General features: G+C 51.7%; 11 protein-coding genes and 1 tRNA gene. 4 read left to right on the top strand and 8 right to left on the bottom strand.

The window, feature by feature from the left end:
* Positions 1–17 precede the first annotated feature (17 nt).
* Positions 18–740 carry a YebC/PmpR family DNA-binding transcriptional regulator gene (locus tag PCI15_RS09515; RefSeq protein WP_271274091.1) on the bottom strand — a complete coding sequence of 241 codons (723 nt, stop codon included), beginning with the start codon at positions 738–740 and terminating at the stop codon, positions 18–20.
* A 653-nt stretch (positions 741–1,393) separates the two neighbouring features.
* Here PCI15_RS09515 and acnB point away from each other — a divergent pair.
* Positions 1,394–3,988, top strand: coding sequence for a bifunctional aconitate hydratase 2/2-methylisocitrate dehydratase (acnB, locus tag PCI15_RS09510; RefSeq protein ID WP_271274090.1), 2,595 nt, complete (start codon positions 1,394–1,396; stop codon positions 3,986–3,988).
* 98 nt (positions 3,989–4,086) lie between these two features.
* Here the strand turns inward: acnB and PCI15_RS09505 are convergent, their stop codons facing one another.
* Positions 4,087–4,812 carry a sulfite exporter TauE/SafE family protein gene (locus PCI15_RS09505; protein ID WP_271274089.1) on the bottom strand — a complete coding sequence of 242 codons (726 nt, stop codon included), beginning with the start codon at positions 4,810–4,812 and terminating at the stop codon, positions 4,087–4,089.
* Positions 4,813–4,918: 106 nt separating this feature from the next.
* Between PCI15_RS09505 and PCI15_RS09500 the strand changes: the two genes are divergently transcribed.
* Entirely contained in the window at positions 4,919–5,812 is an 894-nt protein-coding gene (locus PCI15_RS09500) for a LysR family transcriptional regulator (RefSeq protein WP_271274088.1), read from the top strand.
* 108 nt (positions 5,813–5,920) lie between these two features.
* Here PCI15_RS09500 and PCI15_RS09495 read toward each other — a convergent pair whose 3' ends face one another.
* From PCI15_RS09495 to nfuA, 5 genes are all read right to left on the bottom strand, one after another.
* On the bottom strand, positions 5,921–7,798 hold the full coding sequence (locus tag PCI15_RS09495; RefSeq protein ID WP_271274087.1) for a SurA N-terminal domain-containing protein: 1,878 nt from the start codon (positions 7,796–7,798) through the stop codon (positions 5,921–5,923).
* Between the two features lie 68 nt (positions 7,799–7,866).
* Positions 7,867–7,943, bottom strand: a tRNA-Asp gene (locus PCI15_RS09490).
* Between the two features lie 141 nt (positions 7,944–8,084).
* Positions 8,085–8,360, bottom strand: coding sequence for an HU family DNA-binding protein (locus PCI15_RS09485; protein ID WP_205655877.1), 276 nt, complete (start codon positions 8,358–8,360; stop codon positions 8,085–8,087).
* A gap of 129 nt (positions 8,361–8,489) precedes the next feature.
* Positions 8,490–10,916 (bottom strand): endopeptidase La, encoded by a 2,427-nt coding sequence (gene lon, locus PCI15_RS09480; RefSeq protein ID WP_271274086.1) that lies wholly within the window; start codon positions 10,914–10,916, stop codon positions 8,490–8,492.
* A gap of 391 nt (positions 10,917–11,307) precedes the next feature.
* Complete coding sequence (gene nfuA, locus PCI15_RS09475) at positions 11,308–11,901, bottom strand: Fe-S biogenesis protein NfuA (RefSeq protein WP_271274085.1); 594 nt, start codon at positions 11,899–11,901, stop codon at positions 11,308–11,310.
* A gap of 194 nt (positions 11,902–12,095) precedes the next feature.
* Here nfuA and PCI15_RS09470 point away from each other — a divergent pair, with 194 nt between their 5' ends.
* Entirely contained in the window at positions 12,096–13,265 is a 1,170-nt protein-coding gene (locus PCI15_RS09470; protein WP_271274084.1) for a cation:proton antiporter domain-containing protein, read from the top strand.
* Positions 13,266–13,292: 27 nt separating this feature from the next.
* Here PCI15_RS09470 and PCI15_RS09465 read toward each other — a convergent pair whose 3' ends face one another.
* Positions 13,293–14,294 carry a glycosyl transferase family protein gene (locus PCI15_RS09465; RefSeq protein WP_271274083.1) on the bottom strand — a complete coding sequence of 334 codons (1,002 nt, stop codon included), beginning with the start codon at positions 14,292–14,294 and terminating at the stop codon, positions 13,293–13,295.
* A 194-nt stretch (positions 14,295–14,488) separates the two neighbouring features.
* On the opposite strand from PCI15_RS09465, the gene PCI15_RS09460 reads away from it, so the two are divergent.
* The gene (locus tag PCI15_RS09460; protein ID WP_271274082.1) at positions 14,489–15,268 is read left to right on the top strand and encodes an adenosylcobinamide-GDP ribazoletransferase; all 780 of its coding nucleotides are present in this window, start codon (positions 14,489–14,491) and stop codon (positions 15,266–15,268) included.
* The last annotated feature ends 9 nt before the right edge of the window (positions 15,269–15,277 follow it).

Below are 15,277 nucleotides of genomic sequence, written 5' to 3'. Positions count from 1 at the left end.
GAACGCGATTGCCTATATCACTCAGCAATCTCAGCGTTGTGGTAGATTTCCTGAACATCATCGCAGTCGTTCAGCAGGTCCATAAACTTCTCGAACTGTTCTACATCTTCACCGCTCAGCTCGCTGATAGTCTGAGGAACGAAGGTGATTTCCTCCACGTCGAACTCAACGTCCGGCAGCGCTTCATGCAATGCTGTTTTCGCTTTGAAGAATTCGGTATGCGGCGCGTAAACAGTGATCTTGCCGTCTTCGCTTTCGATATCAGCCACATCCACGTCGGCCATCATCAGCAGCTCAAGAATTTCATCTTCATCGCCGTGAGGAAATACCAGTACTGCGCGGTGATCAAACATGTGTGCCACAGCACCCTGACCGCCCAGCTTCGCCTTACCTTTGTTAAAGGCAGTACGCACGTCACCGAAGGTACGGTTGTTGTTGTCCGTCAGACAGTCAACAATCACCATGCAGCCGCCCGGACCAAAACCTTCGTAACGGGCGTGTGAGTAGTCTTCGCCGCCACCGCCACTGGCTTTGTCCAGCGCTTTATCAATTACGTGGGCCGGAACCTGATCTTTTTTTGCTTTTTCGATCAAACGTCGCAGAGACAAGTTGCCGTCCGGGTCTACGCCACCACTTTTTGCGCAAACATAAAGCTCTTTCCCGTACTTGGCATATAACTTAGATTTAGCACCCTGGGTTTTCGCCATAGATGCTTTACGATTTTCAAAACTTCTTCCCATTAGAAATACTCTTTCATCCGATACTCAAAGCAATGACATGGATTCTAATGCCTGACGGCAATTATCACTACCCCGACATGCAAATATGCCTGATTCTTAGAGATTAAAGTGATTCAGATGGCAGTTTATCGCATGACAGGCTCAGTTTGCTGACAAAACACCCGGGCACGCCTCTACAGGTTTAGGAATGTCCTAAAAAATTCATAAAAATTTTAAAAACCCTTTAGGCTACGCAAATTGTCGACAATCCAGCCCAAAAAACCCAATAAAAAAACCATTTTCGTCCTGACTGTCTACACTTTTGCATTCTGGCCTATGTCGCACACTGACAAGCTATTTCTGTAAAGTGATCGCTTTTACACGGATAAAGCATCATAAAAACAATAATAGCATCAACACAAAACCCTTATTTTACAGAGAGTTAAGCAACAAAAACCGTAAACTTCCCCCCGTATTATCCAGACAGGCCCGTTGTCAGGGCTGAATCGGTATAAGCGGAAAGTATTAACATAAACATTGTTGACAAAACTTAACTTTTTCACCGGTTTGAGCTAGAATTCACGCGCCAAATTCAAGAATCGTCCAAAATATGGGCCATTCGACCACCGGCTGTTCTATGGAGCCGGACAGAGACAACAGATGAGGGCTATATCGTGCTTGAAGCTTACCGTAAACATGTAGAAGAACGCGCCCAGGAAGGCGTGCCGGCTAAACCACTGGATGCAGATCAGACAGCTGCACTGGTTGAGCTGCTGAAAAACCCGCCAGCTGGCGAAGAAGCATACATCCTTGATCTGCTGGAAAACCGTGTACCTGCCGGTGTTGACCAGGCAGCTTATGTAAAAGCCGGTTTCCTGGCTGCCGTTGCAAAGGGTGAAGCGACTTCCCCTCTGGTAGATCAGGTTAAAGCTGTAGAACTGCTGGGCACAATGCTGGGCGGTTATAACATCGAGCCACTGATCGCAGCACTGGACAATGACGCACTGGCACCGACTGCCGTTAAAGCGCTGTCCCACACTCTGCTGATGTTTGATGCGTTCTACGACGTAAAAGACAAGGCGGATGCCGGTAACACGTACGCTAAACAGATCATGGAATCATGGGCTGCGGGCGAATGGTTCACCAGCAAGCCTGAACTGGCTGAAAAAATCACCGTTACCGTCTTCAAGGTACCGGGCGAAACCAACACAGATGACCTGTCTCCTGCACCGGATGCGTTCACCCGCCCTGATATCCCGCTGCACGCGAACGCCATGCTGAAAATGGAACGTGAAGGCATCGAGCCGGTTAACAATGGCAGCGTTGGCCCTCTGAAGCAGATCGAAGAAGTGAAGGCTAAAGGCCACCCTGTTGCCTACGTAGGTGACGTTGTCGGTACAGGTTCTTCCCGTAAGTCTGCCACTAACTCTGTGCTGTGGTTCTTCGGTGACGATATCCCGAACGTACCGAACAAGCGCGCTGGCGGTTACTGCTTCGGCGGCAAGATTGCTCCGATCTTCTTCAACACCATGGAAGATGCCGGCGCCCTGCCGATCGAAATGGATGTTGCCAAGATGAACATGGGTGACGTAGTAGACGTTTACCCGTACGAAGGTGTTGCCAAGAACGCTGAAACTGGCGAAACCCTGTGCGAATTCGGTCTGAAGACTCCTGTACTGCTGGACGAAGTCCGTGCCGGCGGCCGTATCCCGCTGATCATTGGCCGTGGCCTGACTGAACGTGCCCGTGAAGCACTGGGTCTGGGAGCATCTGACCTGTTCCGTAAGCCAGAGCAACCTGCCGACACTGGCAAAGGTTTCTCTCTGGCACAGAAGATGGTGGGTAAAGCCTGTGGCGTTGAAGGTATCCGCCCTGGTGCATACTGCGAACCTAAGATGACCACCGTAGGCTCTCAGGACACTACCGGCCCGATGACCCGCGACGAGCTGAAAGATCTGGCTTGCCTGGGCTTCTCTGCTGATCTGACTATGCAGTCTTTCTGTCACACCGCCGCTTACCCTAAGCCGGTTGATGTTCAGACTCACCACACCCTGCCAGACTTCATCATGAACCGCGGCGGTGTTTCCCTGCGTCCTGGTGACGGTGTAATCCACTCCTGGCTGAACCGTATGCTGCTGCCTGACACAGTCGGTACCGGTGGTGACTCTCACACCCGCTTCCCAATCGGCATTTCTTTCCCTGCCGGTTCCGGTCTGGTTGCATTCGCTGCAGCAACCGGTGTTATGCCTCTGGATATGCCTGAGTCTGTACTGGTTCGCTTCAAGGGCGACACTCTGCAGCCAGGTGTTACTCTGCGTGACCTGGTTAACGCGATTCCTTACTACGCGATCAAGCAGGGTCTGCTGACCGTTGCTAAAGCCGGCAAGAAGAACATCTTCTCTGGCCGTATTCTGGAAATCGAAGGCCTGCCGGATCTGAAAGTTGAGCAGGCATTCGAACTGTCTGACTCTGCCGCAGAACGTTCTGCTGCTGCATGTTCTATCAAGCTGAACGAAGCGCCTATCCGTGAATACCTGAACTCCAACATCACCATGCTGAAGTGGATGCTGTCTGAAGGTTACGGTGACCCGCGTACGATCGAGCGCCGCATCGGTAACATGGAAGCATGGCTGGCCAATCCGGAACTGATGGAAGGCGATGCAGATGCTGAATACGCAGCTGTTATCGAAATCGATCTGGCTGACGTAAAAGAGCCTATCCTGGCCTGCCCGAACGACCCGGATGACGTGAAGACCCTGACTGAAGTTGCCGGCGTACAGATCGACGAAGTATTCCTGGGTTCATGCATGACCAACATCGGTCACTTCCGCGCTGCAGGTAAACTGCTGGATGCGGCTGGCACAACTCTGCCGACCCGCATGTGGATTGCACCGCCAACCAAGATGGATGCCGCTCAGCTGACTGAAGAAGGTTACTACAACATCTTCGGTAAAGCCGGCGCCCGTATGGAAATGCCAGGCTGCTCCCTGTGTATGGGTAACCAGGCACGTGTAGGCGACAACACGACTGTTGTATCTACTTCTACACGTAACTTCCCAAACCGCCTGGGTACAGGTGCTAACGTTTACCTGTCTTCTGCAGAACTGGCGGCGGTTGCTGCGCTGCTGGGTAAGATCCCGACCGTTGAAGAGTACATGGAATACGCGACTAAGATCGACAGCATGGCTGAAGATGTTTACCGCTACCTGAACTTCGACCAGATCGACTCTTACACCAATGCAGCTTCAAGCGTGATCGCGACTGCGTAACGCTCTGCACTGACACAGGCTCATACAAAAGAGCCATAAAAAAACCCCGCCAATGCGGGGTTTTTTATTGCCTGATGCCTATACAAAAATCTTAAGAGTTAACTGAACAGTAACAGCTTGGTTGCCGCTACCGCTGCCAGCCCGCGAATGATCCACTTAAACTGTGCCGCACTCAGCGTGCCTAAAAAGCAATAACCGATCAGACCACCAAGTAATAACCCTGGCACCGCCAGCACACTCACTTCCAGCGAATCCTGAGTCAGAATTCCCAGATACATCAGCACCGGCACCTTTGCCAGATTGGTCAGGGTCGCCATCCAGCACCGGGTGGATACATAGCTGCGCTTACTCAGCTTCTGTTCCAGCAGGAACAGGCTGACCAGCGGCCCGGCCGCATTTGCCAGTAACCCCACAATGCCGGTAAAGAATCCCATCACCGCCATCACAGACGGCTTACGTAGCCATCCAGCCCCCAGACGGTCAAATACAAACCCAAGCATCAGCGCCAGCAAAATCAGCCCTCCCAGCAGCAATGAAAACAGCTGCACATCCATGTCAGTCAGCAACAGGCTGCCCGCCAGAATACCCGCCAGCATCATGGGCACCAGCCGGCTGATAAAGCCCCAGTCAGCCCCTTTGCGATAGGGCCACATCGTCAGCGCATCCGTCATCATAAACAGGGGCACGATAATCCCCAGCGCCGCCGTGCCGGGAAACGCCAACATCAGCACCGGTAAAATCAGCAACCCCATCCCACCGACAGAGAATTTGGAAAACCCGGTCAGAAACCCGGCCACCGTCAAAATAATCAGTTCAAATCCCACTATGACTTTCTCCCCTTCAGCAACTTCAGAACGGGGTCTAGCTTACGCCTTAATTCGAAAGTAAAATAATTTCATCTTTTTATCGAAATGAAAGGAATTTACTTTCATGACGCATGATCAGCTAAAAGCATTTATTGCAGTGGTGGAACACGGCAGTTTCCGCGCGGCTGCCAACGCCATTTTTAAAACCCAGCCAAGCATCAGCGCCGCTGTACGCAACCTTGAAGCCCAGTTTGATTTGCAACTACTGGACAGAGACAGCTACCGCCCCAGCCTGACAGAAGCCGGCCGGGCATTTTACCGGCAGGCCAGACAACTGATTAAACAAAGCGAAGATCTCGAACAACTGGGCCATCAGCTGGCGCACCAGAACACCCCCACCCTGCATATCAGCATCAGCGCGAACTTCAGCCAGCTACCCAAGCTAGAAACCATCCGCCAGTTCTGCCTGCAGCGGCCTGATCTGCGCCTGACCATCAATACTGAGCATTTATCCGGGGTGCCGGAGCAATTGCATACTGAAATCTCTGACCTTGCCATCGGCCCGCACACCGGCCTTGATGAACGCTTTGAGTTTACAGTGATCGATCAGACCGAGACCCTGACAGTCGCCGCCAGAGGCTTTCTCAGCGACGCAGATACCCCCACATCGGGGCAACTGATCAGCCAGAGTGTATTGCGCAACCGCCCCCATATCCTGATTTCCGACAGTGGCTCAGTGGCACCGATACCCCACCGCCATGTCATTCCGGGTGGTCAGGCCTGGTACGTCAACGATTATCACATGAAGAAAACCCTGCTGATGGCAGGTATGGGCTGGGCCCGCATGCCCAGACATATGATTGCAGCGGAACTTGAATCCGGGGAGCTGCAGCAACTGGATATCAGCAATTATCCGTCCAGACTGCTGAATCCGATCTATCTGATCCGCCTGAAAGACCGGCTGCACAGCCCTCAGGCCGTGCAGCTTTGGGAGTTGCTGACCACGGATCCCGGCTGAATTGTTCAGACAAAAAAAACGCCCCTGAACAGGGGCGTTTGTGACTATATCGCTTTGCTGAAATTCAGCAGCGGGTCTGCATTAAGTACATGCAGTTGAAAAAACTTTTTACAGACGTTCGATTTCAGCAGCCGCCTGACGAGCCTTGAGCAGCGCCTGATAATCAAACTGTCCGACACGCTGCGCCAGCATCGCCTGCATCGCAACACGCTCTTCTTCTGTGAGCGCTGCAATGTCAGCGTTATTTACTTTGGTCAGCGCAATAATGGCTTTATTGCCGTCAAACAGATCCAGGCTGGTGTAAGTCGCTACATCACCGGATGGCTGAGCCATCTTGAAGACCTGCTGCACAACCTGCGGCTGCTGTTCACGGTCAGCACGGTTTACCTGATCCGCCACAGCCCAGTCAGCACCCTGAATACTGGTACGCTCAGCGCCATTGCGCAGGTTAGCCAGTTCAGAATCGATATCTGACTGCAGCGCTTCAGCAGCGCCCTGATCAATCAGACGGGTACGGATAACCGCAGCCACTTCAGTTTCAGCTTCCTGACGCGGACGGATATGCTCCTTAACCCGCAGTACCATGGTACGGCCGGAATCCAGCTCAATCGGTGTACTGTTGATGCCGTCCTGAATCAGCTCCTGATCAAATGCCTGACGCAGCACACGCTGGTTGCTGGTCAGCTCATCAGAACCGCCGTTACGGCCAAACGCCGGGGCAGTGATGATTTCCAATTGCAGCTCTTCAGAAGGATCCTGCAGATCACCGGCAGAGAAGGTCAGGTCAGCCAGCTGTTCCAGTTTCTCAACATACAGCGACTCAACCTTGTTAGCGACCTGCTCTTCGATAAGCTGATCTTTCAGCGCCTCAAAGCTTGGCGGCTCTGAATTAGTGATCGCGTTCACTTTTACCAGGTGATAACCGAAGTCTGTCCGGACAGGGGCAGATAACTCACCTTCACCCAGAGTGTTAACAGTGTCATCAAAAGCGCCCGGAATCATTCCCTGGAAATACACACCCAGGTCACCGCCGGCATCCGCAGAGCCCGGATCATCAGATTCAGCGCGGGCCAGTTCAGCAAAGTCAGCGCCGCCCTGTAACTGCGCGTACAGTTCGTTCGCTTTGGCTTCAGCAGCGGCTTCATCGTCACCCAGCTCAATCAGGATGTGTGAAATCTGACGCTCTTCCTGGGCCTGAAAAGCAGCCAGACGCTGATCAAACTGCGACTGCAGCTCAGCTTCGTCCACTTCAACGTCACCACGCAGATCTGCTTTATTCAGCATCAGATACTCAATGATGACCTGCTCTTCAGTCATAAATTCAGACTTGTTGTCTTCGTAGTAAGCACTGATATTTTCAGCGGTTACGTTTTGCTGAGCTTTATAATCTTCAGCAGACAGGGTAATGACGGCAAAGTCACGGGTCTGACGGTCCAGCGCCACTACCTGTTCAGCTTCATCTTCAAGCGTGAACGCAGACAGCACATAACCAGCACGTTCCTGCTCAATCAGCTTGTCTTTAAGCAGCAGCTGCTTATACAGCAGCGGTGAAAAACCGGCGTTACGTAACACCGCTTCATATTGCTGACGGTTAAACTGGCCATCCACCTGAAAATCCGGTGTGCTCACAATCAGCTGATCAAGCTGCTGATCGGAAATGGTCATATCCTGGCTCACTGCAGACTGACGCAGCACTTCCTGCTCAATCAGACCTTCCAGTACAGCCTTACGGATCAGGTTGTCATCTAATAAGGTAGGATCAGCATTTTCACCCATCTGGGTCAGCAGCTGCCGACGCTGTAAATCTGCGCCCTGAAGCACATCACGCTCGCTGATCTCTTCGCCATTAACCGTTGCCGGCGCATTTGAGCCACTGGTCAGGCTGACTAAAGATTCAACACCAAACAAAGCAAAGGTCACGGCAATCAGACCTACGATGATTTTAGCGACAATGCCTTTTGAATTATCTCGGATACTCTGAAGCATGATCCTCCCGGACCTCTAATATTTTCAGATAAAAAAAAGCGCATCCTTATAGAATGCGCCTTTGATATTGGCGGAACGGACGGGACTCGAACCCGCGACCCCCTGCGTGACAGGCAGGTATTCTAACCAACTGAACTACCGCTCCTTTAATCACTCGCCTTTACTACAAGCAGTTAAGCTGGTTCGTTGATTCTCTGTTTACAAACCGCGAATGTTCAGTGCTAAGCAAAGGCTGAACAGTCACACCAGGAAGCAGACGAATTAACGAACCGGAATAACAGAAATATTACTTGTTTACAGCGTCCTTCAGAGCCTTACCAGGCTTGAAAGTAGGCAGAGTAGCAGCAGCAATCTCAATTGGCTGACCAGTCTGTGGATTACGACCAGTACGTGCTGCACGCTCTTTAACACTGAATGTGCCAAAACCAACCAGAGCAACAGAATCGTTCTTCTGCAAAGCGCCAGAGATAGATTCCAGAGTTGCGTCCAGTGCACGACCAGCAGCCGCTTTAGGAATATCAGCAGAAGCCGCGATTGCATCAATCAGTTCAGATTTATTCACTTTGTTCCCCTTTTACCAATCATTTTTATATGTTCTTAATCCATGCCCAGCAATATAGTCGGACAATTTATACCAAGCGGCAGATTCAGGTGTCAAGCGGCTTTCAGCCACTTTTACCCATATTTGCCATTAATGTGTTTTTATTTGTCCGCGCTCAGTTTTTGCTTGCTTTTTCTTTGTCGTTACGCTTGCTTTTTCAGCCTTTTTTAACGGTTCCGGCTGATATTTCAGTGCAACTTCAAGTACTTCGTCGATCCATTTAACCGGGCAGATCCTTAAATCAGCCTTAATGTTATCCGGAATCTCTTTCAGGTCACGGGTATTTTCGTGCGGAATAATAACGGTCTTGATGCCACCACGGTGAGCAGCCAGCAACTTCTCTTTCAGACCGCCGATCGGCAGCACCTGACCGCGCAGGGTAATCTCACCGGTCATTGCCACATCGGACTTAACCGGGATATTGGTCAGCACAGACACCAGCGCAGTACACATACCGATACCGGCACTCGGGCCGTCCTTCGGCGTCGCACCTTCCGGTACGTGAATGTGGATATCACTTTCTTCGTGGAAGTCTGCCGCAATGCCCAGGGTCTCCGCACGGTTACGGACCACTGTCAGCGCCGCCTGGATGGATTCTTTCATCACATCGCCCAGCGAGCCGGTATGCACCTGACGCCCCTTACCCGGTACCACAGCGGATTCTATGGTGAGAATATCACCGCCAACAGATGTCCACGCCAGACCGGTAACCTGACCGATACGGTCTTCTTCTTCAGCAATGCCGAAGTTGAACTTGCGCACACCGCTGTACTGTTCCAGATTCTCGGAATTAACGACAATGTTGGCGGCTTTGTTATCTTCCAGGGTGATCTCTTTAATCACCTTACGGCACACCTTGGAAATCTCACGCTCCAGACCACGGACACCGGCTTCACGGGTGTAATAACGCACCAGATCCAGAATCGCTTCATCTTCGATTTCCAGCTCTTTCGCTTTCAGACCATTGGTCTTCATTTGCTTAGGCGTCAGATACTTCTTCGCGATGTTCAGCTTTTCATCTTCGGTATAACCCGGAATACGGATGATCTCCATACGGTCCAGTAACGGCCCCGGAATGTTCATGGAGTTAGACGTACAGACGAACATCACATCGGAAAGATCGTAATCCACTTCCAGATAGTGATCATTGAAAGTACTGTTCTGTTCCGGATCAAGTACTTCCAGCAATGCAGACGCAGGATCACCACGCTGATCCATGCCCATTTTGTCGATCTCATCCAACAGGAACAGTGGGTTACGCACACCGACTTTCGCCATCTTCTGAATCAGCTTACCCGGCAGTGAACCGATGTAAGTACGGCGGTGGCCACGGATCTCCGCTTCATCACGTACGCCGCCCAGCGCCATACGGACATATTCACGGTTCGTCGCCCGGGCAATGGAACGGCCCAGCGAGGTTTTACCGACACCCGGAGGTCCGACCAGACACAGGATCGGGCCTTTCAGCTTGCGAACCCGCTTCTGTACCGCCAGATATTCAAGAATACGGTCTTTAACTTCTTCCAGACCGTAGTGATCTTCGTTAAGGATTTTTTCCGCCCGCTTCATATCGTGGCGTACTTTGCTGCGCTTCGCCCACGGAATCTGCAACATCCAGTCGACATAGCTGCGTACAACGGTCGCTTCCGCTGACATCGGTGACATCATCTTCAGCTTGTTAAACTCGTTGATGGTCTTGTCGTAAGCTTCTTTTGGCATGCCGGCTTCATCGATACGCTTTTTCAGCTCTTCGATGTCTGTGGTGCCATTTTCGTCCAGATCACCCAGCTCTTTCTGAATCGCTTTCATCTGCTCGTTCAGATAGTACTCGCGCTGGCTCTTTTCCATCTGTTTCTTAACCCGGCCACGGATGCGTTTCTCAACCTCGACCAGATCGATTTCCGCTTCCATCAGCGCCATCAGGTGTTCCAGACGGGCACGGTCATCCAGCATTTCCAGAATGCTCTGCTTTTCATCCAGCTTCAGCGCCATATGCGCAGCGATGGTATCCGCCAGACGGCCTACCTCATCAATGCTGGACAGGGAGCTCAGGACTTCAGACGGGATCTTCTTGTTGACCTGAACAAAACGTTCAAACTGATCCAGCGCGGTACGCTTATAAATGTCACCTTCCGCCGGGTTCAGCTCAGCAACCGGCAGTACCGAAATTTCAGCGGTAAAGAATTCACCTTCTTCACTCAGGGTTTCAACTTTAGCCCGGTAATCACCTTCGACCAGTACCTTTACAGTACCGTCCGGCAGTTTCAGCATTTGTAATACGCTGGCGACAGTACCGACAGAAAACAGATCACTGCCCACCGGCTCATCATCAGAGGCATTTTTTTGTGCCACTAACAGAATTTCTTTGTTCTGCTCCATCGCAGACTCAAGGGCTTTGATAGATTTTTCGCGACCCACAAACAGTGGAATCACCATATGCGGATAAACAACGACATCGCGCAGGGGTAAAACCGGCAGCGTGGTAGTGATCTCAGTATTATTCTCGAGTGGTGCCATGGGGACCCTCTCCTTCTTCAGATACTGCCTATGAAACTCTGCCGGAAACCAAAAGGCAGGTTAGATAGATGTGCAACAAAACGTTTTAAATCTAGATGGGGGCCGCAATTCAGATTACAAGCACTGAAAATAAAAATAATCTGAAATTCTTTTTCAAGGTCAATATGTTGTGTGCCCCTGTTACCTCGCCTGATTTTTATGTGCCAGAATCAGGTTAATCAGTTTATAGCAGCTCAGACACAGCGATACAATCTACCATTATGGGAATAATTCTCAGCTGGTTATTTCGCCACCAGGACTGTTTAAAAAGCATACAGAAACGGCCGTTTAATCCGTTTTTCAGGCAATAAAAAAGGCTCCCGAAGGAACCTTTTCTTTTTAAAACCGCTGCTTACTTGTAGTAAGCGTTGTCACGCACCGAGTGATCGGTCACATCACGTACACCGATCAGGCCCGGGACACGTTCGATCAGGGTTTTCTCAACACCGTCTTTCAGGGTCATATCAACGGCACTGCACCCCTGACAACCACCGCCAAACTGCAGAATCGCAATGTGGCCGGCTTCTTCTTCCACCAGTTCAACCAGCTTCACTTCACCGCCGTGGGAAGCCAGGCCCGGGTTGATGTCTGAGTACAGTACATAGGTAATCTGCTCGTCCATCGGGCTGTCTGCGGATACTTTAGGCACCTTGGCATTCGGCGCTTTAATTGTTAACTGGCCACCCATGCGGTCAGTGGCATAATCAACTGTCGCTTCTTCAAGGTAAGGCAGGCTGTTGTGTTCAAAGTAAAAATTAACCTTGGTCAGCTCTAATAATTCATCGTCGGCAACAACTTCTTCCGGCCGGCAGTAAGCAAGACAGGTTTCAGCGTATGGGGTACCTGGCTGGGTCACAAACATACGCACGGCAATGCCTTCAACGTTCTGCTTTTCCAACAGTTCGGCCAGATAGCTCTCGGCCGACTCAGTAACCGTAATATTCATGTATATTCCTGTGGCAAATACAACTCTTGTGGCGTGCAGGATACACCCATTCTATACCCGAGTAAATTGATCAGTTATTAGACAACGGTTCACCCTCTTTATTCCTTCTTTAAATCAGCACAGCGCTTCATATGTCTGCCCTGATTGATTAAACTGTTGATTTTTGACCCGTTCACCCGAGGGCTCACCGGCACATGGCAGAACACAGTTTAGTATTTTCGTTTTTCCTGATATTTACCGGTGCGGCGGTGCTTGCTTCCATTGCCCTGTATACCCGCCAACCCCTGCTGGTTGCCTACATTGTGCTGGGGGCGCTGCTCGGCCCCTACGGTTTTGCATTCATCGGCGATACCAAGCTGCTGGCTGACATTTCCCATATCGGCATTATATTCCTGCTGTTCCTGCTCGGGCTGGATATGCAGCCTTCCCATCTGGTGCAGATGCTGCGCAAGGCAACCCTGGTTGCCATACTCAGTGCGCTTATATTCATGGCCATAGGTTATCTGGTTGGCATCGCCTTCGGTTTCACTCAGACCGAAGCCATTATCATCGGTGTTGCCCTGATGTTTTCCAGCACCATTATTGGCATCAAACTGCTGCCCACCACAGTACTGCATCACAAACATACCGGTGAACTGGTAGTCGGTTTACTGCTACTGCAGGACATCATCGCCATCATGGTACTGCTGGTTCTGAACAGTACCGGCGCTGAAGAAAGCGATCCAATGATGTTTGTGCAAACGGCCATTGCCCTGCCGGCAATTATTGTCGCGGCGTTTGTCTTTGTCCGCTTCTGCCTGCTGCCCCTGATTCATCAGTTCGACCGCTTTCATGAATACATATTCCTGCTGGCTATCGGCTGGTGCCTTGGCATGGCAGAAGTTGCCCAACTCGCGGGACTGTCCGCAGAGATCGGCGCCTTTATCGGTGGCGTAGCCGTGGCTACCAGCCCGATTGCACAGTACATCGCCACCAGCCTGAAGCCGCTGCGGGATTTTTTCCTGATCCTGTTTTTCTTTTCGATCGGTGCCAGCTTTAACCTTGCCCTGCTGGGTGAGATTATTGTACCTGCTCTGGTACTGGCGGTACTGGTACTGGCCCTTAAGCCACTGGTGTTCCGGGTACTGTTACGCCGTATCAGTGAGAGCAAACAGCTTGCATGGGAAGTGGGTTTCCGGCTGGGACAGATCAGTGAATTCTCATTGCTGATTGCCTATCTGGCCACCAGCACCGCGCTGATCGGGCAGGCGGCGTCTCATGTGATTCAGGCAACAGCGATTCTGACTTTCCTGCTGTCCACCTATGTGGTGATTTTCAACTTCCCGAACCCCATTGCGGTGTCCGATAAGTTACGCCGGGACTGATGCCCGGCGCTAGCCGTTACTGCTACCTTAGCCGTTAAACCTCTGCTTATTACGGTTCGCCCAGATCTGCTCTGCCCTGGCTATATAATCCGCCGCATCAGACTGCTCCGGTGCCTGATCGCTGAGCAGCTGTAATACCGTGGCCAGGGTGGAAATCACCGCCCCTTCACCGTATTCATGAGCAACTTCACCGCGCCACAGGCCCGGCAGCGCTTCCAGACTCAGTTCCTGCTTCACCAGCCGGCGCGGATAATAACGCGGCCACTGAGTTGCCTGATATTCACCGTCAAAGGTCCACTGCAGATCACAGTCGCTGTCCGGTTTAATCTCTGCTTCACCGCCATCACCCTTGATTGTCAGCCCCCGCTTAACCCCCAGCAGCATGGCGGTTTTCTGGTGCATCGGCCCGTACGCCGGATGAAACACCCCGTCCACCGTATGTTCAGCATGTAACGGATTCAGCAAACGGCACAGAGTATGCACCGGCGAGCGTAAACCCATGATGTTGCGCAGATTAATAATCTTCGACATCTTCGGGCTAAGCTGCTCAATCGACATAAATGCGAAGTTATCGCGATCCAGCGCGGCGGCACTCTGCTGCCAGTCCTGGCAGGCTTCCAGACCAAACATTGCCAGCATTTCCTGGGTGTACATCCGGCCATGGGTATGGCCACGGGCACCGTGCATAAACACCCGGTAACCGGCATCGGCAAGGGCCAGCGCGCTGAGCAGGAACCAGGGTAACTGACGTTTTTTACCCGCATAGGTAGACCAGTCGATATCAACCCGCAGATCCTGTGGCGGATGCATTTCAGAGCGTACCGCGGATACAAAACCCGCCAGTTCTTCCGGCGCTTCTTCCTTCACCCGCAGCAACATCATAAATGCCCCGAGCTGCTCCGGCTCAACTTCACCCCGGATGATCATCTGCATGGCATCGCGGGCTTCTTCCTGAGTCAGTGAACGGGAGCCTTTCTTACCTTTACCAAGAATACGTACATATTGAGCAAAAGGATGTTCCAGGGACATAGACCTTCTCGATTGATTAAATTAAAGTGCGCGGAGTTACCGCAAGCGCCGGCACATTTTTTAGCAAATATCCGCCTGATACAACGACGCCTCATAGTGTTGAATTCTAAAGGCTGGAATGCACAGCGCAAAGGTATAAATTAACATTTGTTGACCGGCACAATTGCCTGTCAGCGACCCGGCATGGCGTGCACATGAAAACTCTGCAACAGCACTATCATTTATTTTTTAACGCGCTGGTATTTTTTACCCGCCTGCCGGCCCCTGCCGGGGTCGAATACAGCCAGAAAAACAACCAGCTGGCCAACCGTTACCTGCCTGTAATCGGCCTGTTAGTGGGGAGCGGTTGCGCACTGAGCTTTGCCATAACCGGGTATCTGTTCGGCACGGCAATCGCTACCCTGTTTGCGATAGCCACCGGCATTCTGCTCACCGGTGCACTCCACGAAGACGGTCTGGCAGACTGTGCTGACGGCTTTGGCGGCGGCTGGGAAAAATCCCAGGTGCTGGCCATCATGAAAGATTCACAGCTGGGCAGTTACGGCTGTATTGCCTTATTGCTGGCACTGGGCCTGAAATTTCTGACATTAACAACCCTGACAGACATCGCGCTGGTGATGATCCTCGCCCATACCCTGAGCCGCTTCAGCCCACTGCTGCTGATATACATGGATCAGTACGTGCGGGCAGATAACAGCAGTAAAGCCCGCACCATGGGCCGGGGCATCAGCATCGGCGGGCTGAGCTTTGCTGCCCTGCCGGTCATACTGATTCTGATCATCACCGCTGTTTTCAGCGACACATACTCTACTACAGGCATCTGGTTAGCCAGCTTACCGGCGATCATTACTGCCCTTGCCTGCCGGCGCTATTTCCTGAAACGGATCGGCGGTTATACCGGTGATTGTCTGGGCGCCTGCCAGCAACTTTCTGAGCTGAGCATCTACCTGTATTTCTGCTGGCTGATCACATAAATTGCTTTC

The organism is Aliamphritea hakodatensis (assembly GCF_024347195.1).
Classification (GTDB): Bacteria; Pseudomonadota; Gammaproteobacteria; order Pseudomonadales; family Balneatricaceae; genus Amphritea; species Amphritea hakodatensis.
The sequence above is the reverse complement of the archived record's forward strand: the minus strand, read 5'-3'. Positions and strand labels throughout refer to the sequence as shown.